This is a genomic window from Streptomyces sp. NBC_00090 (assembly GCF_045160815.1).
Taxonomy (GTDB): domain Bacteria; phylum Actinomycetota; class Actinomycetes; order Streptomycetales; family Streptomycetaceae; genus Streptomyces.
In genome coordinates this window covers 567,162-590,331 of sequence record NZ_CP108224.1, presented here as the reverse complement: position 1 = coordinate 590,331, position 23,170 = coordinate 567,162, and the positions used below count along the sequence as shown (strand labels likewise).

Genomic DNA, 23,170 nt, shown 5'->3' with positions numbered 1-23,170 from the left:
GTCAAAGGTGGAAACGGTCGCTGACCTGCACGGCATCAGGGGCGCCGCCCGCGATGCCCTGCCGGTAAGTGAGGGAGCCGTCGCGGCAGGCGACCTCGACACTGGGGTGCTCGCGGAGCCACATGCTGAACTGTTCGGCGTCGCGCCCTTCCCAGAGTGTGAGCGGGAGCCGGGTGGTGGCGTCGACCAAAAGGGTGCCGTAGGTATCGCCGTAGAGCGCGGAGTCGTCCACCCCCAGCACCCGGGGAGCCTGACGTTCAGGGTCCGAAGCATCCGGGAACCGCCCCGGCCAGCCAGCACCACCCCGACGTCCTCCACCAGGCGCTGCAATTGTGGTGTCCGCCGCTGGTAACGCACGGTCAACCCCGGCACCTGTTCTGCGAAGGTCACCTTCGGGCACGTCGCGTTTTCGCAGTACAGACGGCGTATGGACAAGTCGATGCGCACGGGTCGGCCCCCAAGAGAGACGTCGGAGAGGCGCCGCACGTAGCGGCTGTGGCACCAATCGCTGAGCCGGCTGCATCTCGTACGTCCTGCGGGAACACCGGACCTCGTACGGGAACACCGGACCTCGTACGGGAACACCGGACCTCGTACGGGCGAGAACCGCCACACCAGTATCAGAGACATCAAAGACCGTGTCATCGAGATGACCTCCGGCTACGAAATTCTTGCCAGAGCCACATAGGCGAGTACGCCGACACCTGGTGTTCAGTGCAACTACGGGCGCCAGCGCCGCAGCCCGGTGCTCGGCCGCGGCGATGCTCTGGGCACGCGCCTGGCGGACCACGAGCACGCTCAACGACATCAGGAGAATGAACGAGATCCCGCAGGTGATGACCAGGGCTGATGGCGACAGGGACCGCCTCATCGGGGAGCTACCATCTTGATACCCACCCCGCGCACCGTCTGAAGATAGTGCGGGCGGGTACCTCGCTCGCCGAGCTTGCGGCGCAACGCGCAGAGGTGCACGTCGATGGTCTGGTCATCGATGTAAGGTTCGCGCCAGACTTCGGTGAGGATCCTTCGTTTGGAGACGACTTGGCCGGCGTGCTGAGCGAGAAACCAGAGAAGGTCGAACTCCCTTCGCGTCAGTCGTAGTTCGAGCTCGCCGAGGGAGGCCGTCCGGGCGAGTCGGTCAATCTGCAGATCGCCGACCGCGACGGAAGCCGCCGACTCCGGCCCAGCAGCCGATCGGGACAGCTGGGCCCGCCGCAACACCGCTCCGAGGCGCGCCGCCAACTGCCCGCCGGAGAAAGGCTTGACGAGGCAGTCGTCAGCTCCCGCGTTGAGGAGGTTGACGATCTCCTCGTCCTCGTCGCAAGCCGTGGCGACCAGCACCGGGACCTGTGAGATGCTGCGGATCATGCGCAGCGCGTCGCCGCCGTCGATGTCCGGCAACGGTAGATCGAGGACTACGGCGTCCAGACCGGCACGGGACACCTCACGAAACGCGCTGAAGCCGTCGCCGACACTTCGCACTGCATGTCCGTGGGAGGTCAGTACCTCCAGGAGATGCGCTCGTACAGTCGCGTCGTCCTCTACCACAAGGACGCTCGCATGGGGGTACACCGTCTCGGATCCATTCTTCTTCGGTAATTTCTGATTCGGTTGTCGCTCACGGCCATCTCCCATTCCGGTGATCCTGGTGGCGGTCGGGTCGGCCGTGGACATCGGAACCCGCGCTGTCCCGATTCAGTGATGCGAGTGCCCAGTGTTACACCACGCACTCGGAGTCGAATTATGGCGCTTCCTTGGCTTCCACGTAGCTCGCTGTGCGGGCCCCTTGCGCCCGCATATTGCAGTCGATTTGCCGCCGAAGGGGTCGAGGGTTCGAAAGTTCGAGGCGTCGGACCGTGCATGTGGCGGTCGCGCCCGCACGGCACGTACGAGCGGCTGGTGGCCCACTCTGTCCGGCCGAGGGCCAATGCCGCCTCGCGGAGCCCTGTGGTGGGACGCGGATCGCCCGCTTGTCCAGAGCCTGCCCCCGGGACCTGGTGCCGGTCCGGTTGTGCATGGGAGGGGGGAGCGTGATGCTCCGATTCCGAAAGGACATGGTGCCGTTCCGTAGTTAATGTGCCGGGAATATGTGGTTCGAGAGTTCTTGGTCCTAAGGGCCGGGAGGGATGGTTTTCAATACTTCGGCCGGTAGTCGACATTGATCGAGGAAATAGCGACTGCGCTACGGAGGGGGAGGAAGGTCATTGGGTGGCCAATGGAAAATGTGCGATCCGTGTATTTCGTAGGCGTTCTTCCAGGAAGGTAATGCCTCCATCGGCACGGAAGCTGACGAACAGGGCAGCCACTCGGCCGATTTGGGGTGCTCCGGGGAGGCGGGGACCAGGCAGGTCGAGTGGCGCCGAGGCTCCGGCGAGTGGGCGGTGGCCGCCATGCATCGGAGCCGACGTTCAGCGTTTCGGAGATCTGACGTAGCCGCCCTTGCCGCCGGAATGGAACTTCTCGAGGCCGGCTTGGGAGCTGGGGTGTGATGCGGAGGAGGCGGCGACGGCCACTTCGGCCGATGAGCAGGCGAGTGGGATGGAGGGCTGGCGCGGTAGTGGCACGTTTCGCCGACACGGCTGCGAGATGGGGACCACGCATGCAGGGCTCCTGGAAGCAGCGGGTGGTAGGGCGGGGGTGGGGGGAGAGTGGCTGTCGGAGAGCCCGACCGGAGCTGGCTTTCGGACATCGTGAGCCTCATCGTTGATCAGAGTCAAGACGAACGGATCAAATGATCAAATGATCAATCGATGCTAAGGGGTGAAGAGATGCGTACCCGTGCTGTACGACGGGGGCCGTCCGCTGGTAACTCCGCACGGCAGGACGGACTTTCCACCTCTAACGGGCTCGGGCGCGGTAGGCGGTGAGGCGTCAGAAGAATTCGGTGAAGTCCGCGTTCACGTCTGCCCTGGCGGGCTCAGGTCCACGGTCTGCCCGTGGGACCACAGGCTGGCGACAGCCTGCATGGTGTCGCTCGCCTGCCCGCAGCGGCAGCGGCAGCGGTGGCGGCAGCGGTGGCGGTGGCGGGTCAGGGCCCGCCAGTTCTCGAGGTGCGCGATGCCGTGCTCCACCCGGATACGGCGCGAGGAACGTGCCCTGCGCTGGCGCTCGCGTATCTCCTCGTACCGCTCAGGGGCGTTCTTCTGAGCTTGCGGTGCCGAGGTGTCACCCCCGGCCGCCTGTATGCGCGCCCAGACCCTGGTAGCGGACATAGGTAAGGAGTTTCGACCGCGGGCCCGTCGGCCAAGAGCATGACCAGCCCTCACTGGCGGGGCGTGGGTGAAGCCCGCCGCTTGCAGGGCGGACTGGGCTGCTCCACAGCACGTGCCCTACGCCGTCCATGACCACCATGGATTTGACGGCGTTCTGCTTGGTCTTGCCCGAGATCAACCTGTCCGGTCCTTGCGGCCGGCGGCGGGCTGCCGAAAACCAGCACTCCGTGCCGTCGACGATGCCGCTCTTTCCGCTCGCGCCGAGGTCGACAACCTCGGGGTCCGCAGGCGTACATCCGGGCTGACAGTGCACCCCGGCTCGGCGAGCAGGGGCCGCACCTTGGTGAGGGTCCGGGTGACGGTGGAACGTTCCACGCCGAACCACCAGGCCAGCACGTCATGGGTGGCCCAAGGGCCTTGCCTCAACGGGCCGTGCAGTGTGGCACGCTGACCCGGTGCATCGGGCCGACAGCCCACAGCCCTGGGGTGCGGCCGCTTCAGGTGCAGTTCTGTCGGGCGTCGGCGCCGCTGCAAGGACGCCGTCTGAGGACTGCAGCCTTCGGCCATGCACAGGTCGGTATGCGTGAGTGAGGTGATCCTGGCGCCGGCCAGGCAGTTGCCACTGCTGGTTGTCGTTGCCGGAGCAGTCGTAGAGGTCGACGATGGCGCCGTTGGCAGCGCTCTTGTAGGCGTGCAAGTAGATTGCGGCCTGCGGTCAGCCGGGGAGTGAGCCTGTATCTAACCGACAGCTGCTGTGGCGCTCCGGGATGAGCCGGGGAGGACCTTGAAGTTGGCCTTCTGGTGTTTGCCAACGGTGGGGGAGCTGCCTGCGTGTGGTGGCGACGGTGGCGTACTTGTTGAGGATCACCCGCGCGGGATCCGTGGGCGAGGGGCTTGACGACCACATCGACGCCGGAGGCGTTGTTCCGTGCCCTGGCGCGAGGCGAGGCAGCTGCCCACCTTGGTGTTCTGGTTGGCCGCGATGATGTCCTTGTTCACGCACGCCAGTGCTGATCAACAGCTGGGTCCCAATGGCGGACCAGAGGGAACTGCAGAACGCCGACCCTGTGATGAGGTCCGGAACCGATCTGTTCCAGCCGCTCGGTGTCCCCGGGTCTCACAGGCGCATGACTGTCACGTCGTCGCAGTAGGCGGCTTCGGTGCCGGCGGCTTTGAAGCAGTAAACGGTGGCCCGGTAGTCATCGGGGCCGGTCGTGAATTCGATCGTGCGGTAGGTGTACTCGGTTGCTCCGACCGGGTCGCGGAGCTCCGGCCCACCGTAGTTCTTGACCCCGAGGGTGGCGAGGTCACCCTCCGTTGTGACGACGGTCCAACCGCTGAGCCGGTAGGTGGTGTTCGGAGCCACCGCGAGGTCCTGTTCGGCCCCCGACGGGTGCGCGCCCAGTCGCAGAGCGAAGCTGCCGGTCCGGGGGCTCGATGCTTCGGGCCATGCAGAGTTGTAGGAGCGCCAAGGATCCATCGCACCGGTTTCGACGCCACCATTGACCAGCCCGGCGTCCGTCGGCGCCGCGGACTTGCCTGGCGAAGGGGTACTCGCGGCGGCCGAGGTCAGTGGGCTGACGGTTCCCTGGGTCGGGATTCTTTTGGGGGAGGGCAGTGCGGTTGCCTTGGGAAGAGGTGAGGCTGGTGCGGTCGCCTTGGGGACAGGTGAGGCCGATGCGCTTCCCTTGGCCACTGTTGAGGCATCAGCCGTGGGGTGGAGGGTCCGTGCAACCTTTGACTCAGGAAGGGCTGTTGGCGGCGAGCTCGGCTTTCGGTTGATGTTGTTTCCTACCTGCTGGTCGGGCACCAGGACCATCCCGCAAACCGTGGCGATCGCCGCCGCGGTGATGGAGCACCCTGCGATCGTCCGCCAACTGCTCCACCGGCCTCGCGACTTCACTACGGCTGCTCCAGGGACCCGGCCGACATCCGGCTTCCGAGCGAAGGAAGCGGACATCCCGTGGGAGTCGAGTTTTCCGCCGGCCAGCGCACTGGGCATGACGGAGGTCCGGATCAGCTCACCGGGTGCGGATTCGATCCGTCTCAGGTCACATAGGAAGGACCCGCAGGACACGCACGTATCGACGTGCTGCCACAGCCCGCGGATCGGGCGGTCCGGGTTGCGCGCGGCTTCGACCAGCAGCCGGCCATAGTGGCGGCAGTCATCGTCATGGTGCCGGGCGGAGTGCGCCCGCAGATAGGCGGCCTGGAGCAGTGTGAGCGCCCGGGCGGTCAGGGGGGTGACTTCATCGGGGGAGACTCCGAGGATGACCGCGACCTCCTGGGGCGACTGTTCATCGACCAGTCGCAGCCAGAGCACGGACTGGGACTCCTCAGGAAGCGTAAGGAAGCCATGTGGGGCCGTTCCGGGGTCCCCCGGATCCGCCGTGACCGGGTCGAGTCGCGGACCCTGCCGTAGAAGTTCGTACCGCTGCCGCACGTCGGCATTCAGTTCTGTGTGTCGCGAGCCGCCGCTCCAGTGCGAGGCAGTGTGTTCAACAGCCGCCGCAAGTCGGGTGCGCCACCCGGCCGGCCCCTGGTCAGCCCGCACGGCGGCGACGGTACGCCCGAAGGCTTCGGCGGCCAGGGCCTGCGCGGCGTCCGGCGAGTCAGTGTACCGACGCGCGTAGGCAAGCACGGCGGCGCCGTGACGCCGACGGAGCTCAGCACGGGCTGACGCCTCGCCATCCCGCTTGGGGGATTCGGAACTTCGATCCGAGCCAGGGCTACGGCGGATGCGGGCGGTCAGTGAGCCGTCGGACAGTGGGGCGGGATCAGGCTGGGGGGTCATCCACGATTTCCCTTCACGACGGCGCGGGGAGCACTTCAGGTGCCGCCAGAAGGCGCCACCAGAGGACAGGAATTCCATCCGGATAGCGGAGGCCGAGTTCCGGTGGAAACTCCAATTTATCAGGCGCGCCGTCGATTTGTCGCAGGGGAATCGAAGCAGGGGGTAATCGCTTCCTTACGTGTTTCTTAAGAGTGTTGACTCGTTCGGCGAGGCGAAATTACGTTGCAGTTGCAGTTGCGGGGTACCCGAAGGTCTTCAGGGTCGCTGCCACGCGTTTTCTGGCGGGCCATGAAAGCCTTGAGCGCCGCGACTCGCGTCCTCACTCCGTGAGGCTTGGATCCCATACCGTGCAAGGCTTACAGCCACAGGCAGAGCCGTGCACCCGGCAGGACAGGACGAACTCCGTGGGAAAGCACATACGTCGGAACCGGAAGCTCATGGGAGTCATAGGTGCGGTCGGCATTGCAGGCGGATCGGCGATGGTGTTCTGGAGTACGAACGCGGCACTCGCCTCCACGCCCTCCATGGCTTGGTCGATCCCTGGCGCAAAGAACGGCGTAACCGAACTGAGCTTCTATCAGCAGATCGATGCAGCAAAGCCGGAGAAGATGTTCTATTTCGGGAACCAGTTCAAGTTTATCGGCGGTGGTGACGGCGGTTACATCGGTATGCAGCCCGTCCCCCACGACTCCCGGGGCGTGCGGCAGTTCCTGGTCATCTTCAGCTCGTTCCGGGCCGACTCGCACACCAGCCACCCCAATTGCCACGGCGGCGCGGACGGCAGCCCGAACGGGGTCTCGTGCAAGACCACGATCAAGGGTGCGCTCGGGCACGCGTACCGGCTTCAGGTCGTGAAGTCGGGTACCCAGCTGACTGGCAGGGTGATCGACACCGAAACCGGTGCGTCGACGGTCGTCGGCCAATGGAGCGTCGGTACGGCAGCTCGGAACATCTCTACCTGGGATGTCTCCTGGGTAGAGCGCTACAGGGGACCGAAGATGCCGCCGTGCAACTCGACCACCTGGCCGTACTACAAGGTCAAGTTCGGCAATCCCACAGCGAACAACGGTGCGCTGACCGGGTCCATGGGAGACTTCCGCCAGAAGTCCTCGGCCTGCCCTGGGGCGCTGAAGAGCGTGCATGACTCGACCGGAACGACCATGATGGGCGGCTTCAAGAGCCCCGGCGACGAGTCGGCCACGCCCACGCCCACTCGCACCATCAAGCCCACCGCTCCATGTGATCCGGCCGTGACCATCACTGAGTAGATCCGGTCAGCCGGAAAGTCGAAGTGCCGGCCGGGGTGGCCGGCGAACTCCGGCCCCGGGGCGGGGGGACCGCTGCGCTCATCTGCGTACTCACCCTCCAACTGGCTCTCAACCTCATGATTCTGAACGGCGTTGCCTCATGGTGAAACCAGTCTCTCTACGGGCGCGATGATCAGCGTCACGCTGATCATCTCCCGCTTCGCGTAGGACGAGAAGCGGGATCGGAACCGGCACGAATCAGTCCTCCTCCTATGTGTCCGCGCATAGGGGGACCCAGCTGGGGTGCTCTCGGAACTTCCCCCTCCGAGAGCACCCCAGCGTTTTCCGTGCGCTTGTGCGAAACCACCCCTGCCCGCTGGATGTCCCGTCGGCATAACTTCTTCCCCTGCCGATCGCAGGTCTTGGGGGTGGTGCCTCCGGGCCCGGCGCCCCCGGACCATGGACAACAAGCGGGGAAGTCATGCCGGACCCGAGGCCCAGATGCCCGGGTCGCAAGTGGGAGGCCGAAGCCCGGTTCCGGTGCGGGCCGCACGGAGAGTTCCGTGCGGCCCGCTGCTCTACACGGTCGGGGTGTCGCCCGATCGGGGATCCGTACCCGGAGTCAGGTTCGGGCGTGTCCCCGCCGGCGCCTACTCAGGAACAGTCGGCCGCCGAGTACGACGAGCACTGCGCCGGAGGCAGCCAGCACAAGGGTCGTGGTGTCGGCTCCTGTCTCGGCCAAGTCGGGCGTTCCAGCCTCCGCCGTCGCGTCGGTGCTGTTGCTGTTGCCGGTGCCGGTGCCGGAACCGCTGTCGGTGTCGGTGCCGGCACCGCTGCCGGTGTCGTTCGGATTCTCCGCCGATCGGTCACCGGTGCCTGAGATGTCGATTCCGTCCTCGGAGGCCGGCTTGCCGTCTCCCGACTGGGTCTGCGGGGTAGGGCTATCCACCTTCTCCGTCAGTTTCTGCGTATCGGCGTCGGCCTTCACTCCGTTCAGGTTCACGGTCACGACGGCTGACCCGTTGCCGGATGCGCCGACCTTCACCTCGATCTTGTTCAAGGTGTCGGTCAGGCTCTTGATCGGGTCGGCACGGACACTGCTCCGACCACTGGTGGGAACAATGAGGCGGGCGTGGTTGTAGTTCCCGCCCGGTACCCGGTAGGCGTGCACACCTTCGGCTTCTGCGTCGAGGACGCCGGCGCGGTTTCGGTACCCGGGATCCGGCCGACGGTATTCGATGACGAGGCGGTCCTCGCCCATCGGTATGTCGAGCGCGCGGACCCCGTCACCGCCGTCTCCGTACAGGGGGCTCAACTTGTAGGTGGCCGACTTCTCCACCGTCACCGCCTGCCCGCCGGGGAGCCAGCCGCGGCTGATGAGTTCGGGCGCGGAAAAGCCCACTCCGCTGCCGCCACCGCCCATGGGCGTCATCCGGCTGTCACCGCCCGAGGTGCAGCGGCTCACGTCGCCGTCGGCGCACACCTCACGCTCACTGTGGCCGAAGCCCTGGTTGTGGCCGAACTCATGAATGAGCAGAGCCTCGCCCACTTCGTCGTGCTCCCCCAGGTTGATCCAGGTGTTGGGGCCTGGCACCGACCCCAGGCCGGACCAGGCGCACTTGCTTTTGCTCCCGGGCTGAATGATCGACAGGCTGTCGTAGTCGTCGCCCTCGACGAAGCCGTCCTCTTGCAAGGCCTTGCGCGTGGCCGCGTTGACGGCACCCGCGTTGCACGGGTTCTGCGGCAGGTCCAGTTCGTACGGACCGACGACCTGCTCCGTGACTGCCGGGACGTATGTGAAGGCGCCTTGCGACACCTTGCTGTAGTAGCCGGCGAGGGACATGCTGCCGCTGAAGTAGCGGCTCCTGGCGTTCTCCTTGATGAGGTCGGTGTCGGGGTGTTCGGCATCCTTGAAGTTGACGACGACCACGAGGGCGCGCCGCTGTTCAGCGGTGGGTTCCGCGGAATGCGCCGAGCTCGTCGCGGAGACGACGCCCAGGAGGGCGCCTGCAGTCAGTCCGGAGGCGATGCTTGTTCGGGTGTACTTGTGCATGGGGATCCTTGGTTGCGGATGGACTCGTAGTGACAGAGTCGGCAGCTCCGGACCCGTCCCGCACCTTTGCCAACCCTTTACCCGGCCGGGGGCTTCTCGTCGAAGAGGGCCCCGTCGTAGACGAAGCCGAACGACGGCGAACCGTAGTAGTGGTGACTGGTGCCAATGCCGGACTCGTGTGGCCTGCCCTTCTCGGCCTTCCACCAGTCGCTCAGCCCCAGGTACATCGTGTCGCCCTCTTGGATGAACCGTGCCTCGCCGGAACGGGCCGGGGCGTACAGGGTCCATAGCTGTCGGGTTGCTTCGGGGACGCATACGGCCTGGACGACCGGCGAACCGTCCTCCTCCGAAGCGGAGTTGGCCAAACACTTGCCCGTGCCGACGTTCCGCAGCTGCACCCGGTTGCTTCGGTCCGGGCGCAGCAGGTCCCACTGCTGATTCGGCCCGCCGTCGCACGGTGCCTCTCTGGCCTGGACGCCGATAGCATCCCGGCCGTCCGGAATCTCGACGCACTGGCCGGTCGCGGCCAGGCGGAGCCGGGTGCGGTCGTCAGCCACCGGGGACCACGAGGCGGGCCCGGCGGACTTCGTCGGTTCGGCCAGCGGAATTCCGCTCTTCCGTGCGTCGAGCGGGTCAGGTGGGGCGGTTGTCGTTGGGGTGGTTGCGCTGGGAGTTCGTTCCCCCTCCACTGCCTGCGGCGGGGCGGAAGTGGGGGCGTCCACTGCCTGCGGCTGGGTGGAAGTGGGCGCGTCATCGTGCTGAAGGAACAGCAGGCTCCCGAGAGCGAGGCCGGAGACGGCCACCGCTCCCCAAGCCTTCGCCGCAGAGGCGGCCCCCCTCCCTGCCGTTTCTCCCCCGCTGTCTCCTGTGCCCCTGGCTGCGCCCGCGGCCACGTCCGTGAAGCGGCCGGCGAGGTAGGCGGGGCCGCCCCACAGCAGCAGAGCGGCGGGAAGCACGGCTCGCAGACGCTGATTGAGGTCGGTCAGCTCGACGACGGCGTGCCGGCAGTGTGCGCAGCTGTCCAGATGGCGTTTCAGCAGACGGTGCTCTCGCCCTCCGGGCCGGCGAATCGCAGCCCCGAGCAGTGCGCTGTAGCGACGGCAGCCCTCGCTGCGACTGCTGCTCTCGGCATGCGCGCTGAGGTACGCCTCGCGCAGCCCTTCACGGGCTCGGGCGGTGAGCGAGGCGACCCCACTGGGCGAGACCCCGAGCAGGGCCCCGGTACGGGCCGTCGTGTCACCCTCGACCACGCTGTGCCAGAGGGCCGCTTGCCAGCGATCGGGCAGTGAGCGGAAGGCCCGAAGGATCATGCTGCGGTCCTCCAGTTCGAGCATCCGGGTCTCGCTGCTCTGGGTATCGGCCTCATCCGTGCTGTTGCCGACGGCACCGCCCCACGCGTCGAACCATCGCTCGAAGTCCTCGATCAGTTCGGTGCGTCGAGCCGAGTCCGCCCAGTCCGCGGCGGTGTGTCTGACCACGGAGAGGAGGTACGGGCGCCAGGCGGCCTCGGGCCCCTTGCCGGCCCGCACGGCACGGATGGTGCGGGCGAACGCCTCGGAGGCCAGGTCCTCGGCGGTGTGCGGATCGCGGACGAACGTACGGGCGTAGGCCAGCACCGCCGGCTGGTGACGCGTATACAGCTCGGACAGTGCGGACGCGTCACCCGTCGCGCGTACCAGTGAACCCAGTTCGGCGTCGGGGAGCGCGGCGGCAATGTCCTCGTGAGCCGCTAAGGGCCGGGGGACCACACGCCTCGAGTGTGCTCTTGCCATGTGCGGAGAAAACCATCCTGTTCGGGCCGGTCCAAACATCGGCTCTTTGGGAGCGCCCTCAGGCAGGTATGACGAGACCAGGGTCTCCCGGTACGACTCGGTTCGAACCGCTCCCGAGCCACCGAAAGACCCTGCGTGTCCTGTCACTGTTGCGCCCGAGTGGCAGGTGGAATAAGCCGCGCGTCCACTGCTGGCCGGTCCCGCCGTTGCAGCTCTGCAGTTTGGTGGTCGCCGTTGACCGTGGACGCTCCGACTGCGCTCAGGCACAGCCCTGACCGCCACCACCTCGGACGGGCTGCCGCTTCGTGTGCGGCTCCCGGAGTAAGGGAAAACCGTGTCAGGTCGTCGAAGGCGGCCGCCTCGCGTAGACCATTCGCTCCCGCACCTTGACCATCACCACCGGAAACGCCGTCGGCGGCCCACGTATGGGACACAGAAATGACGAGGAGAGAGGAAGGTGCGTATGCGCTGCGCGCGTTCTCGAAAGCATGGCAACGGAAAGCGAACAGTCGCGCCGGTGCGGGTGGCTTTACCAGTCGGCGCGTAGGCGTGCGCTGGCTGGAGGCCAGTCGTGGGAACGTGACGCACCTGTGGGGGGTCTGACGAATGGTTCATGCCCTGCCCAGCAGTGGTCCGGTTCTCGGGACTGCTGACGGGAAGAAACCTACGCTCTTCTTGACCGGTAAAACAAGAGTCACACGCAGGGTTCTCGAGCAGAGCCGCGACGGCTCCGACACTGTCGACGATGGAACAACTCGCTTCTCTGCAGCGAGTCGTGACGATGCGTCGAGGGGGGCAACCGCTGTCGGCAGACCACTGGCGACAGACGTGCAATGTCACGGACTCGGCGTGGTACGCCCGGGACGCATCGCGAACTCGATGGCGGAGACGTCCCGGCGTGCGCGGTACGTCCGCACGTGTCCCGCACGTTCACCCGTGCCCCCGGTGCCGGACCGGTCGACACTCACCACGATGTGGGGGGTGGGAGACGCGTAGCGCGAACAGCAGATGTCCGGCGTCGAGATCGGCGAACAGTTCCTCGTCCGTGGGCTGCCGGTCCGCCGCCGGCGAGGGCGATGGGGCGGCGGCACCGGGGACGCCGCAGTGGTGTGGCGGTCGCCCACGAACAACGAGAGCCCCTGCAGCCGGCCCGTCGCGCCATGCGTGTCCTCGGCGACGGTCAGCGCGAAATGCCCGCAGGCGATCAGCCGGTCATGCGTCCCGCCGTCCGGCGTCCCACCCGCACCGTCACCCACGCGTACGTCCACATCGAACCCGGCTTGTTCCAGACGCCGTGCGGCCCCGGCCAGCCCGGGGTCGGCCTCCGGGGCCTTGCTCATATTGCGGATCTTGAGGTCTTCGTCGCGAGGACCAGACTGAGGGCGGTCTTGTGCGCGTGATCCAGTCGACGGCGCCGGACAGCGCCGTGCAGCCGGGTTGACCGGGAGGGTCTTGACCCGGCCGGTCACGGCGCGGTGCTGGTTGACCTTCACATGCCCAGCGTTGCGGGGCCAGTCGAGCGGGAGGTAGGGCCCGCCTTTTGCCGGGGTGCACCGTCCGCGCCCCGGCCCCACGCTTCGGTCAGGCGTTCCTGAGGAAGAACGTGACGGGCGTCGGGCCCGTGTAGAGGGACTCGCCTCCGGGCAGGCAGCTGACCGCGCGCCGCCGGCTCAGTCCGTCGCAGTGCTCCGCGCTCAGCCGCATGAAGACCGTCGACGTATGCCGGCCGGCCGGGAGCGTGGGGAGCGGGCCCGCGGCGAAGGAGGCGAAGGGGAGCCCTTCGAAGGGGGCGATCCGGCGGAGGGTCTCCGGACCGAAGGTCCGGCTCTGCTCCCGGTCCGTGCCGATGTCGCTGACGACCCGGACCCCCTGGAACTTCGAGACGAAGTCGTCCATCGGGTCGAAGCGGGCGGGCGTGTAGCCGCGGGGATAGCGGGCGTCGTCGCCGTCGGCGGCCGTGCCCCAGGAGGGGAAGGAGCGGTACCACTGCTCGCCCACGAAGGCCTCGCGGCAGCCCGGCGGACCCATGATCCGCTCGCTGATGCCGAGGAAGGTGTTGAGGTTGGTCCCGTCGGGACCGATGCAGTTGTGGTCCGCGGGAGGTACTGCGGCCCGTGTGACGGGCCTGGCCTGAGTCTGAGTCTGAGTCTGAGTCTGAGTCTGAGTCTGAGCCTGGGCCTCGGCCGGGCCGGCGCCCGTGACCGCCAGTACCGCGGCCGCCACGGTGGAGAGCGCGGCCGCGCGCATACGAGTGGGTTTCATGGCCCGAGCTTGGCCCGCACCGACGACCCGCCCGGAGAGGACACGCCCGTCCTCTCCCGCATGGCCTACCGCTGGGGCCAGACCGGCCTATCCCTCGCGGGGCGCCCGGGCCGCCGGGTTGTGCCTGGTGAGGGGCTGGGGTCTGGAGCGGGCGGACGCTCATGCTGTGAGCTGGTGAAACGTCAAACTGAGCCGTCGCGGGTACGGCCCCGGACGCGCAACCGCTCCAACCGGTCGCTGAACGCCCAGTGGGTCGAGATCACCAACAACACCCGTCACGCGGTCAACCTCGACGGCTGGACCCTGCAGGACGAGGACGGCCACCGCTACCACTTCAACGACGTCCGTCTCGCCGGCCGCTCCACGATCCGTATCCACACCGGTGAGGGCCGCGACACCCGCACCGACCTGTTCCAGGACCGCCGCAACTACGTCTGGGACAACCGCTCCGACACCGCGACCCTCCGCGACGACCGCGGCCGCACCGTCGACACCGAGTCCTGGGGCCACCGCCACCGCCGCTGACCCAGCCCTGCCGGTGACCTGCTGTCCGCCCGTCCACCGCTGTCGGCAGGCCATTCGAGCTGTGCGCCGAGCAGGCTGACCTGCCCGGCGCACACGCGCGTGCTCGCCCGGTTCGTCCGGCTTCACGTATGGGGCGATCCCGGGTGTGGGGGAGCGTACGACGCCCAGGAGGATGAGCCGGCTTGCGCGGCGGGGAGCCAGGGAGGCGGAGAAGGCGGCGAGCAACTTCGGACACTCTCTGTGGTCATATCGTGACCCTTCTGGTTCCAAGGGGCGTGAATGTCTCTTTCCTGCTGGTAAACGCAACGGCCCGCACCTGGCCCGCGGAGGTTGCGGTTGGCTCACCATGAAGAAGCGTCCGCGTCAACACGATGAGTACGTCTCCGGAGTTCGCGTCGAGCCTCCGGGTGCGTACGGGACGGATACGGCCGGCCAGGACGGCGACGAGCAACTCCTGTGCCCCTTCTGCAGGGCCCTGGAGCACGCCGATGCCGAGGTCACGCGCAGAGAGACGAAAGACGCGGAGTGACCGTACCTGCGGCCACTCCGTGATGGGGCCTCTCTGTCCTGCCGGGAGGAGATGGCCGGGCCGTGTCATCGGTGGGGCGGGCCGCCCCCTACCGCGGGTGGGGGTTAGTGGCCGCAGATGATCTCGCAAAGTGACAGCTACTCGCTACGTCACGCCCTTGCGGGAGGGCGGCTCGCTCCCCGGGATCGTTGAGCCCGACGATCCCGGTATCACTTTCCGGGCCTGTCGCCAGGTCGGCCGAGGGGAAGGATGAGCGGCGCCTTCTCGTCTATCAGGCGATAATACCCTCATGGGTGGTATATCCCATTCGAAGCCTATCCGCAGAGCGATGTCATCCGTCGCCGGCCAACTGAGGCGCGTGCCGCGAGCGCTCCAGTCTTGGGCCGGCAGGCGTAGCGTTGCGACACAAGTCCTGCTGTCGCAACTTGTCCTCGTGGTCCTGCTGGTAGGGGCAGCCATCCTGGTGTTGGTGCGGCAGACCGAACAGTCGGAGATCGCGAGCGCCCGCGCCCGTACGCTCGCCGTGGCGCAGACGCTCGAGTATTCCCCGTCGATCGCGCTCGGGCTGCAGAGCAGCTATCCGACCGCCGCCCTCCAGCCCGTGGCCACACAGATCCGTCGCAGCGCCGGCGTCGCGTACATCGTCATATATGACAATGAAGGTACCCGGATCACCCACCCGGAGCGGCAGCTCGTCGGCCACTTCGACGTGATCAACCCGGACCTGCGAGAAGCGCTCGCCGGGGGCACCGCCACCAGTACGTTCACCGGCTCCGTGGGTTCTGTCGTCGCCACTTCCGCCCCCGTTCTGCGAGCGGATGGATCAGTCGTGGGAGCCGTGCTGGTCGGCTATCCCGTAGCAAAGGTCAACCAGAGTGTGAACCGGCAACTGGCGCCGTTGCTCGGCGCGGCGGCAGGCGCCCTGGCGTTGTCGGCTACGGTGACGGGCCTGATCGGCAGGCGGCTACGCCGCCAGACACACGGCCTGGGCCCGGCGGCGATGACACAGATGTACGAGCACCACGATGCGGTGCTGCACTCGGTCCGCGAGGGCGTGCTCATCATCGGGCCCGACGGCCAGGTCACGCTGGCCAACGACGAGGCCACCGATCTGCTGGGACTCCCCGCCCACCGGACGTCGCAAGCGGTGACCGAACTGGGCCTGCCGCCGGGGATCACCGAACTGCTCGCCTCCGGCCGTCCGGCAAGCGACCAGGTGCACACTGTCAGGGGCAGGGTGCTGGCGGTGAACGTGCGCACCACCGCCAGCAGCCGACGCCGGTACGGCACGGTGGTGACCCTGCGAGACACCACCGAACTTGCGAGGGTCACCGGCCAGGCGGAGGCCGCGCATCGCCGGCTGCGCCTGCTCTACGACGCCGGCGTGTACCTGGGAACGACACTCGACGTGGTGCGCACGGCCGAAGAGCTGACGGCACTGACCGTGCCCCGCTTCGCGGACTTCGCGACCGTCGATCTCGCCGAGCCCGTCCTGCACGGAGACGAACCGGTTGAGGGACGGATCCAAATGCAGCGGGTAGCCATCGCTGCCATCCGGCCCGATCATCCCCTACGTCTCCCCGGGGCCCGCACGACATTTGTCCCCTCCACCACTCAGGGATGGCAGATCCACTCGCGGCGCCCCATGGTCGGGGCCGTCATGGACGAAGGGCCCTCGTGGGAGACTGAGGACCCCGACAAGGCCAGGGAAGTCCGCGCCTACGGCATGCACTCGGTCATTACGGCCCAGTTGCGGGCTGGTCGGCGCATCCTCGGAGTGGTCACCTTCTGGCGCGCAGCGGGCACCGAGCCGTACGACAAAGAGGACGTGACCCTTGCCGAGGAGCTGGCGGTCCGCGCCGCCCTCTGTATCGACAACGCCCGCCGCTACACATGGCAACACGGTCTTACTGTCACCCTGCAACGAAGTCTGCTGCCTCGGACCCTGCCGCGACCGAGCGCCCTCGAAGTCGCGCGCCGCTATCTGCCCGCCCATACCGGGGCTGCGGGAGACTGGTACGACGTCATGCCACTGCCAGGGGCGCGAGTCGCCCTCGTCGTGGGTGACGTGGTCGGCCACGGGCTGCACGCCGCAGCCACCATGGGACGGCTGCGGACTGCGGTACGCAACTTCTCCTCTCTCGACCTCCCGCCCGACGAACTGCTCGCCCGCCTCGACGACCTCGTCTCTGTCATCGAGCACGACGAATCCGCGATACCGTACCGGACACCTGAGGCTCGTGAGGCGCCGGTCGACGTAGAGGACACGACCGCCCCTGAGCCGCGTCACGACGTCACGATCGTCGGTGCGCGTTGTCTCTACGCCGTCTACGACCAGGTGTCCGGCATCCTCACGATGGCCTCCGCCGGTCAACCCGGACCGGCCCTGGTAAAGCCCGACGGCACCGTGGAGTTCCTCGCGGCACCCAGCGGACCTGTCCTGGGCCTGGGAGGCCTGCTGCCCTATGAAACCGTCGAGTTCACCCTGCCCGCCGACAGCGCCCTGGTCCTGTTCACCGATGGCCTGATCAGCGGCAGGGGTCGCGACCCGGACGACGGTTTGGCGTTGCTGCGTCGCACCCTAGTCCGTAGCACCGGGAGCCCGGACGCCATCTGCGCCAAGGTCATCGAAGAAGTGGCACCCAAGAATTCGGGCGATGACATCGCGCTGCTCGTGGCCCGGGTGAACCGGATCGATCCTTCACACGTCGTTGAATGGGATGTACCCCAGGAGCCGTCGGCCGTAGCGCCGGTACGCAGGGAGGTGGCGGCCCAACTGGAGTCGTGGATGCCGACCGGAGAGACATTCGCCGCCGAGCTGATCCTCAGCGAACTCCTGACCAATGCCATACGGTACGGCTCCGAACCCATCCGTGTCCGCCTGCTGTACGACGAGCCCACCCTCATATGCGAGGTCACAGACGGCAGCAGCACATCCCCGCACCTGCGATACGCCGAAGTCCAGGACGAGGGCGGTCGTGGACTCTTCCTGGTCGCCCAGTTCGCGGGCCGCTGGGGCAAACGCTTCGGGCCTACCAACAAGGTCATCTGGGCAGAGTTGACCACAGGAGCACCCCTCGACCCGGATCTCTTCCTCACCGTCGACATCTGACCGCCGGACAGCGCCCGGCGATCCGGTTGCGTCACCGGAATCAGAGGCCACCTGGCGACGAGTCACTGCCCCTCTCCGAGGACGGAGCGGGCGGCCGGGCCGCACAGCGAGAAACAGTCGATCCGGCTCCTTCTCCGTCCTCGGACCCTCGCTGCCGTGGGCGAGCCGACATCCCGCCCTCACCCTGGGATACGCGCTCATCTGCCTGCGGCGGCCTCGCCCGCAAAGGTGTGGAGTCCCCGCAGGGGCTGGGTCGCCACCGTTGCATCATCGAGCGCACCGTGGCCTGGTCAGCCGGCTATGTCGCAGGGCTCACCGGGCAGGGCCACCGCCTCTCGGCGGATACCGTCGCCGACCTGCTGCGGGAGGAGGGGTTCAGTCTCCAGGCCAACGCCAGAACCCTCGAAGGCAGGCAGCATCCCGACCGGGATGCCCAGTTCCGCTACATCAACGACCGGGCCAAGGAGCATATGGGTGCAGGCGACCCGGTGATCAGCGTGGACACCAAGAAGAAGGATCTGGTTGGCCGGTACAAGAACGGAGGCCGCGAGTGGCATCGGAAAGGACGGCCTACCCAGGTCAAGACCCACTTCCCTGACCGGCAGGGACCTGGCAAGGCGATCCCGTATGGGATCTACGACGTTGCCGCGAACACCGGCTGGGTCAACGTCGTCACCGATCATGACACGGCCGCGTTCGCCGTTGCCTCGATCCGTCGCTGGTGACAGGCCCGTGGCAGTCACGACTGCCCTCAGGCCGCCCGGTTGCTGATCACCGCGGACGCGGGCGGCTCCAACGGATACCGCACCCGCGCTTGGAAGAACGAACTCGCCACCCTGGCTGCCGAGACAGGCTTGAAGATCACGGTCTGCCACATGCCGCCGGGCACCTCGAGGTGGACAAGATCGAGCACCGGCTGTTCTCCCACATCTCAATGAACTGGAGAGGCAGGCCACTGAACAGCTACGACGTCATCGTGAACAGCATCAAGGCAACCACCGCCCACACCGGACTTAGAGTCCACGCGGAACTCGACCCTGGCACCTACGACACCGGCATCAAGGTCACCGACAGCGACATCGACGCCCTGCCCATGCAGCGGCACCGCTTCCACAGCGACTGGAAGTACACCCTCCACCCACAACGGCACGACTCGGCCGGGGCGACCAAGGACCCGGGGCAGCTGAGGGCCTGCCACCGCAGTCCTGCGCCGGCGGTCTGCGTAGTCCGGAACTGACCAGCATGACGGAGCAGGTGCTGGACGAGCTCGTCGACGAGCTGTCCCGGAAACTCGATGAGATACGTGAACACTGGCGGTCCCAGCAACGAGGAGGCGAACGCGTCCGTGCTCGCGGAGCCGGCGCCAAGGACAAGCTGACCATCCCCGACAGAGTCCTGGCCACTGTGCTCTACCTGCGCAAACTCGGAACCCGAGACCTGATCGCCCAGCTCTTCGGAGTTAACGCCCACACCATGACCAGGGCCGTTCACCAAGTCCGGCCCCTCCTCGCGGAGAACGGCCACACCATCCCACCCTCGACAGCCAGGTTCCGCACACCCGTGGACGTCGCCGTATTCCTCACCAGCAGCAGCGCCAAGGAGACCAAGTCAGCTCGCAGGGTTCTGGATCGCTGTAGGCGACGCGGGAGTGGTCGTCGACGGGCAGGGCCGTCGAGGACAGCAGCGTGGTGGTGCTCGACCGACCTCGCCACGACGGATTGGTCCCGTGAGATCCGCGCCACCGGTGTGCTACCACCGGGCACGGCCACAACCCTCACTCACCTTACGAGGGAAGAGCGGCACCATTCGTGAAGCCCCTGGCGTCGGCAAGTCCCGCCTTGTCCAGGAAAACCGTCGCAGATCCAGGTCCTGGACCGGTCCCAGCCGGTCCTGCCGATGATGCCCGGAGTCCCCGAACGACGCAGCCACGACTACTTCCGCGCGTCGCGGGCCTTGTCGATGAACAGCGGGTCCGTGGTGGGCCGTTACCTCGACCCACCGGAGAAGGTCCTGGTGCCACGCGAGGGGAGGACGATCGCGCTGATGCGGGCAGGGAACCCGAGGGCTGGAGAGGGTGTGAGGGTCCGAGGGCGAGCCGGCACCCTCTTCGCCGCTCTGGAGGTGGCAACCGGCAAAGTCATCGGCTCCCTCCACCGCCGCCACGGGGCCGCTGAGTTCAGGAAGTTCCTCGCCAAGCTCGACAAAGAAGTGCCAGCAGGCCTGCGTCCCGCGCCCGACTACGTGCTCTTGTACTTGTTGATTCCGTACGACCGGGGCGTTCCGTGACCTCGCCGTGACCTTATCGGTGACCATTCGATCTTCATTCGCGGGCCTCATGGAGGGGAAGCAGGGGGGGGCGAAAAGGATCTCAGTCGGGAATTGCCGGAGGAGCCCTCTATGAACGCCATCGCCGCCATCGCCACCGGAGTCCTCGACCATGCCGGGGACCGTACGGCAGGCGCCGAGATCATCGCCTCTACGGAGCCGCGCCTCGCTGACGAGCCGCCCTGCCGGCCCCTCGCCCAGCCCCCCGGGCGGTCGGACACTGTCTGGGAGCTCGCACACCATCCAGAATCAGCCGGCACCGCCCGACGTATCACCACCGCTGTCCTCATCGAATGGGGCGTGGGGGTGGACATCATCGACCAGGCGCTGCTCGTCGTCTCCGAACTCGTCACCAACGCCGTTGAGCACGCCTTGCCCTCGATCGCCCTGCGCCTTGGCCCTCCGGCCCCGGGCGTCCCCGTGCGCATCGAGGTCGACGACGGCGGTCCCGCCGAGCGGGACGGCGCCTGGACCGTCAGCTGCGCCGACGACGAACACGGCCGCGGCCTCGGCATCGTCGCTCTGCTGGCAGTCGCGCACGGCTGTAGCCGAGGGGACCACGGTGCCACCTATTGGGCGGTGCTGTGAGCGGAGCGAGGAAACCTCCCGGCGCGGTCCTCAACCGACCGGCGTGCATGGCGCGGCATCTTCTGAGACGGCGTCGGTCAGCGGCCGGGCGCCGTTGTCGTGCTGGCACGGACGACGAGGCGCGGCTCGACGGAGTGCGGCTCGGGAAGAGGGCCGGGCGCCTCGATCCGGCGGAGCAGGTGGGTCACCGCGAGGGCGCCCATGTGCTGGAACGGCTGGGCGATGGTGGTGAGGGAGGGCGAGCAGTACTCGGTGAGTTCGATGTCGTCGAATCCGACGACGGAGATGTCGTCCGGGACACGCCGTCCGGCTTCGTGGAGTGCCCTGATCACCCCGAATGCCATTTCGTCGCTCGCTACGAAGATGGCGGTGACGTCGGGGATCCGGGCGAGGACGAGTCCGTTGCGGTAGCCGGAGCCTGGTGACCAGTCGCCTTCCAGCGGTGGCGGCACGGCGCGGCCTGCGGCTTCTAGGGCGGACTGCCAGCCGTCGCGGCGCTGGGCCGATTCGAGCCACTCCGCCGGCCCGGCGATGTGCCAGACCGTCTCGTGTCCGAGGTCCAGCAGGTGCTGGGTGGCGATGCGGGCGGCCTGGGCCTGGTCGATGGCGAGGATCTCGGTCGCGTCGGTGCGTGAGCCGTCGATGGTGACGGTGGGTGTGGAGCGGGTGAGCTGCTCGATCCGGCTGCTGGAGTGGATGAGGGGCACCGACAGGATGATGCCTTCCACGTCCTGGTCGGCGAGCCGGGAGAGCGCGTTCTCGATGGCGAAGGTGTCCAGCGAGGTGGTGGTGGCGGTGCTGACGGCGTAGCCCGCCTCACGGGCGGCGTTCTCGACGCCGCAGGTGACGGTGGCCCTGGAGTAGAAGTTCGTCTGGAGGGTCACGATGCCGATGGTCCGGCTGCGGCCCGAGGAGAGCATCCGGGCGGCGTTGTTCCGCCGGTAGCCGAGCTGGTCGACCGCGGCCAGCACCTTCGCGCGGGTCTTCTCCTGCACGTTCGGATGTCCGGCAAGTGCGCGCGAGACGGTCTGCGCGGACACGCCGGCGGCGCGCGCGACATCCGCCATGCCAGGCGGGCGCGCCCCGGTGTTGGTGTCACCGCGCTTCCCCATGAGGCCCCTTCCTCGTGATCAACCCGCTCGATGGTATCGCCGAACACGGCGCTCACATGCAGTTATACCGGCAGGACGCTAATTGGTAACAGCCATTGGCATCGATAACATTCTCTGTCATAGTTTCGGCCATCGACACACGGCGGACGCATCGCGCCGACGGTGTCTTGCCGGACATGCGGCCCCGTGCAGGACGTTCCAGTTGTCCTGACGCGACACTCAGGAGGAGCTGTGAAGCGTAGTTTCATCCGTTTTGTGGGAATGGCGGGTGCTCTCACTCTCGCCCTCGCGGCCACCGGCTGTTCCGGATCGGGCTCAGGCTCCGGCTCGGCATCCGGCGGTAAGGCATCGATAACATTCTGGGGCTGGGCCCCGGGTTACGAGGACGCCGTCAAGGCGTTCAACGCCAGCCACCCGAACATCGAGGTCACGTACCAGACGGTGCAGCCCGGCGCGAAGGGCGGCTATCAGAAGATGCTGAACGCCGTGAAGGCCGGGAACGCCCCCTGCCTGGCACAGGTGGGATACGAGACGATGCCCAGCTTCGCCGCCCAGGGCGCACTGGAGAACGTGTCGAACCACGCCGCCTCCGCCAAGCGGGACTACCAGTCCGCCGCCTGGAACGCCGTGACCCTCGGCAGCGCCGTCTACGGAGCCCCGGTGGACACCGGCCCGATGGCCCTCTTCTACAACAAGAAGCTCTTCGACTCCCTCGGCCTCAAGCCCCCGGCCACCTGGGCGGAATACCGCGCGGCGGGCAAGAAGATCCATGCTTCCGACCCCAAGCGGTTCATCTCCTCGCCCTACCTCGACTACGACTACGCCGGGCTCGCCTGGCAGGCCGGCGCCGACTGGTTCGGCGTCGACAACGACTCCTGGAAGGTCAGCATGGCCTCCGCGGAGAACAAGAAGGTCGCCGACTACTGGCAGGGCCTCGCCGACGACGGCCTGATCAGCGGAGCCCCCATGTACGACCAGGCCTGGTACACCGGTCTGGGCAACGGCAGCATCGCCACGGTCGTCGGAGCGGTGTGGCAGGCGGGCGTCATCAAGGGCGGTGCCAAGGAGGGGGCCGGGCAGTGGGCCGTCGCCCCCATGCCGCAGTGGCAGAAGGGCGACAAGAAGGTCGGCAACGCCGGCGGGTCCGCCACCGCAGTCCTCAAGGGCTGCAAGAACACGGCGGCGGCATGGGAGTTCGCCCACTGGCTGGGTACCGACAAGAAGGCGTTCGGCACGCTGATCGAGAAGGCGTCGCTCTACCCGGCCGCGAACGATCTGCTCCATCTGCCGCAGCTGAAGGCCGACCCCTACTTCGGCGGGCAGCAGATCTACGAGGTCTTCGCCGCCGCCACGCCTGACGTCGACCCGGAGTGGACCTGGGGCCCGCTGATGACCTCCACGGTCGCGGATCTCAACGACGGCCTCGGCAAGGCATGGACCGGCAAGGGCAGCATCGCGCAGGCACTGAGCGACGCGCAGACCGCCACCGTGGCCGAAATGCGCAAGCAGGGCCTGGCAGTCGCCCCGTAGAGCAGGCCCGCCGGGCGGGTGCCCACGCCCCGCCCGGCGGTCGCCCCCTACCCGCCCGAGCATCGCCAGGATTCCCGCCACCGCTCCGGCGACGGCCACAGTGAGGAAC

15 protein-coding genes and 2 pseudogenes are annotated in these 23,170 nt (G+C 67.4%); 8 read left to right on the top strand and 9 right to left on the bottom strand.

Annotated elements, in window-relative coordinates; genetic code table 11:
* Position 1: 1 nt before the first annotated feature.
* From OG361_RS02655 to OG361_RS02640, 4 genes are all read right to left on the bottom strand, one after another.
* Entirely contained in the window at positions 2-241 is a 240-nt protein-coding gene (locus tag OG361_RS02655; RefSeq protein ID WP_405851638.1) for a transposase, read from the bottom strand.
* 626 nt (positions 242-867) lie between these two features.
* Complete coding sequence (locus OG361_RS02650) at positions 868-1,674, bottom strand: response regulator transcription factor (protein ID WP_405851637.1); 807 nt, start codon at positions 1,672-1,674, stop codon at positions 868-870.
* A gap of 1,223 nt (positions 1,675-2,897) precedes the next feature.
* Entirely contained in the window at positions 2,898-3,212 is a 315-nt protein-coding gene (locus OG361_RS02645; protein ID WP_405851636.1) for a transposase, read from the bottom strand.
* A gap of 1,117 nt (positions 3,213-4,329) precedes the next feature.
* Complete coding sequence (locus tag OG361_RS02640) at positions 4,330-5,535, bottom strand: hypothetical protein (protein ID WP_405851635.1); 1,206 nt, start codon at positions 5,533-5,535, stop codon at positions 4,330-4,332.
* An 875-nt stretch (positions 5,536-6,410) separates the two neighbouring features.
* Between OG361_RS02640 and OG361_RS02635 the strand changes: the two genes are divergently transcribed.
* Complete coding sequence (locus OG361_RS02635; RefSeq protein ID WP_405851634.1) at positions 6,411-7,274, top strand: hypothetical protein; 864 nt, start codon at positions 6,411-6,413, stop codon at positions 7,272-7,274.
* A 601-nt stretch (positions 7,275-7,875) separates the two neighbouring features.
* On the opposite strand, the gene OG361_RS02630 is transcribed toward OG361_RS02635, so the two are convergent.
* The 4 genes from OG361_RS02630 to OG361_RS02615 form a co-directional block, all read right to left on the bottom strand.
* Positions 7,876-9,306 carry an LAETG motif-containing sortase-dependent surface protein gene (locus tag OG361_RS02630; protein WP_405851633.1) on the bottom strand — a complete coding sequence of 477 codons (1,431 nt, stop codon included), beginning with the start codon at positions 9,304-9,306 and terminating at the stop codon, positions 7,876-7,878.
* A 77-nt stretch (positions 9,307-9,383) separates the two neighbouring features.
* Positions 9,384-11,054, bottom strand: a complete 1,671-nt coding sequence (locus OG361_RS02625) for a sigma-70 family RNA polymerase sigma factor (protein WP_405851632.1) — start codon at positions 11,052-11,054, stop codon at positions 9,384-9,386.
* A gap of 860 nt (positions 11,055-11,914) precedes the next feature.
* Positions 11,915-12,571: a hypothetical protein gene (locus tag OG361_RS02620; protein ID WP_405851631.1), complete on the bottom strand. Its 657-nt coding sequence runs from the start codon at positions 12,569-12,571 to the stop codon at positions 11,915-11,917.
* A gap of 88 nt (positions 12,572-12,659) precedes the next feature.
* On the bottom strand, positions 12,660-13,340 hold the full coding sequence (locus tag OG361_RS02615) for a hypothetical protein (protein WP_405851630.1): 681 nt from the start codon (positions 13,338-13,340) through the stop codon (positions 12,660-12,662).
* A 60-nt stretch (positions 13,341-13,400) separates the two neighbouring features.
* Between OG361_RS02615 and OG361_RS02610 the strand changes: the two genes are divergently transcribed.
* The 6 genes and pseudogenes from OG361_RS02610 (at position 13,401) to OG361_RS02585 (ending at position 20,419) form a co-directional block, all read left to right on the top strand.
* The gene (locus tag OG361_RS02610) at positions 13,401-13,865 is read left to right on the top strand and encodes a lamin tail domain-containing protein (protein WP_405862022.1); all 465 of its coding nucleotides are present in this window, start codon (positions 13,401-13,403) and stop codon (positions 13,863-13,865) included.
* A gap of 346 nt (positions 13,866-14,211) precedes the next feature.
* Positions 14,212-14,394: a hypothetical protein gene (locus OG361_RS02605; RefSeq protein WP_405851629.1), complete on the top strand. Its 183-nt coding sequence runs from the start codon at positions 14,212-14,214 to the stop codon at positions 14,392-14,394.
* Positions 14,395-14,827: 433 nt separating this feature from the next.
* Positions 14,828-17,506, top strand: coding sequence for a SpoIIE family protein phosphatase (locus tag OG361_RS02600; RefSeq protein WP_405851628.1), 2,679 nt, complete (start codon positions 14,828-14,830; stop codon positions 17,504-17,506).
* A gap of 311 nt (positions 17,507-17,817) precedes the next feature.
* Positions 17,818-19,078: pseudogene (locus OG361_RS02595) on the top strand (ISAzo13 family transposase); the annotation flags it as partial.
* 273 nt (positions 19,079-19,351) lie between these two features.
* A pseudogene (locus tag OG361_RS02590) lies at positions 19,352-19,684 on the top strand (hypothetical protein); the annotation flags it as partial.
* A 219-nt stretch (positions 19,685-19,903) separates the two neighbouring features.
* Positions 19,904-20,419, top strand: a complete 516-nt coding sequence (locus OG361_RS02585) for an ATP-binding protein (protein ID WP_405851627.1) — start codon at positions 19,904-19,906, stop codon at positions 20,417-20,419.
* Between the two features lie 77 nt (positions 20,420-20,496).
* Here OG361_RS02585 and OG361_RS02580 read toward each other — a convergent pair whose 3' ends face one another.
* Complete coding sequence (locus OG361_RS02580; RefSeq protein WP_405851626.1) at positions 20,497-21,531, bottom strand: LacI family DNA-binding transcriptional regulator; 1,035 nt, start codon at positions 21,529-21,531, stop codon at positions 20,497-20,499.
* A 231-nt stretch (positions 21,532-21,762) separates the two neighbouring features.
* Here OG361_RS02580 and OG361_RS02575 point away from each other — a divergent pair, with 231 nt between their 5' ends.
* Entirely contained in the window at positions 21,763-23,061 is a 1,299-nt protein-coding gene (locus tag OG361_RS02575; RefSeq protein ID WP_405851625.1) for an ABC transporter substrate-binding protein, read from the top strand.
* The last annotated feature ends 109 nt before the right edge of the window (positions 23,062-23,170 follow it).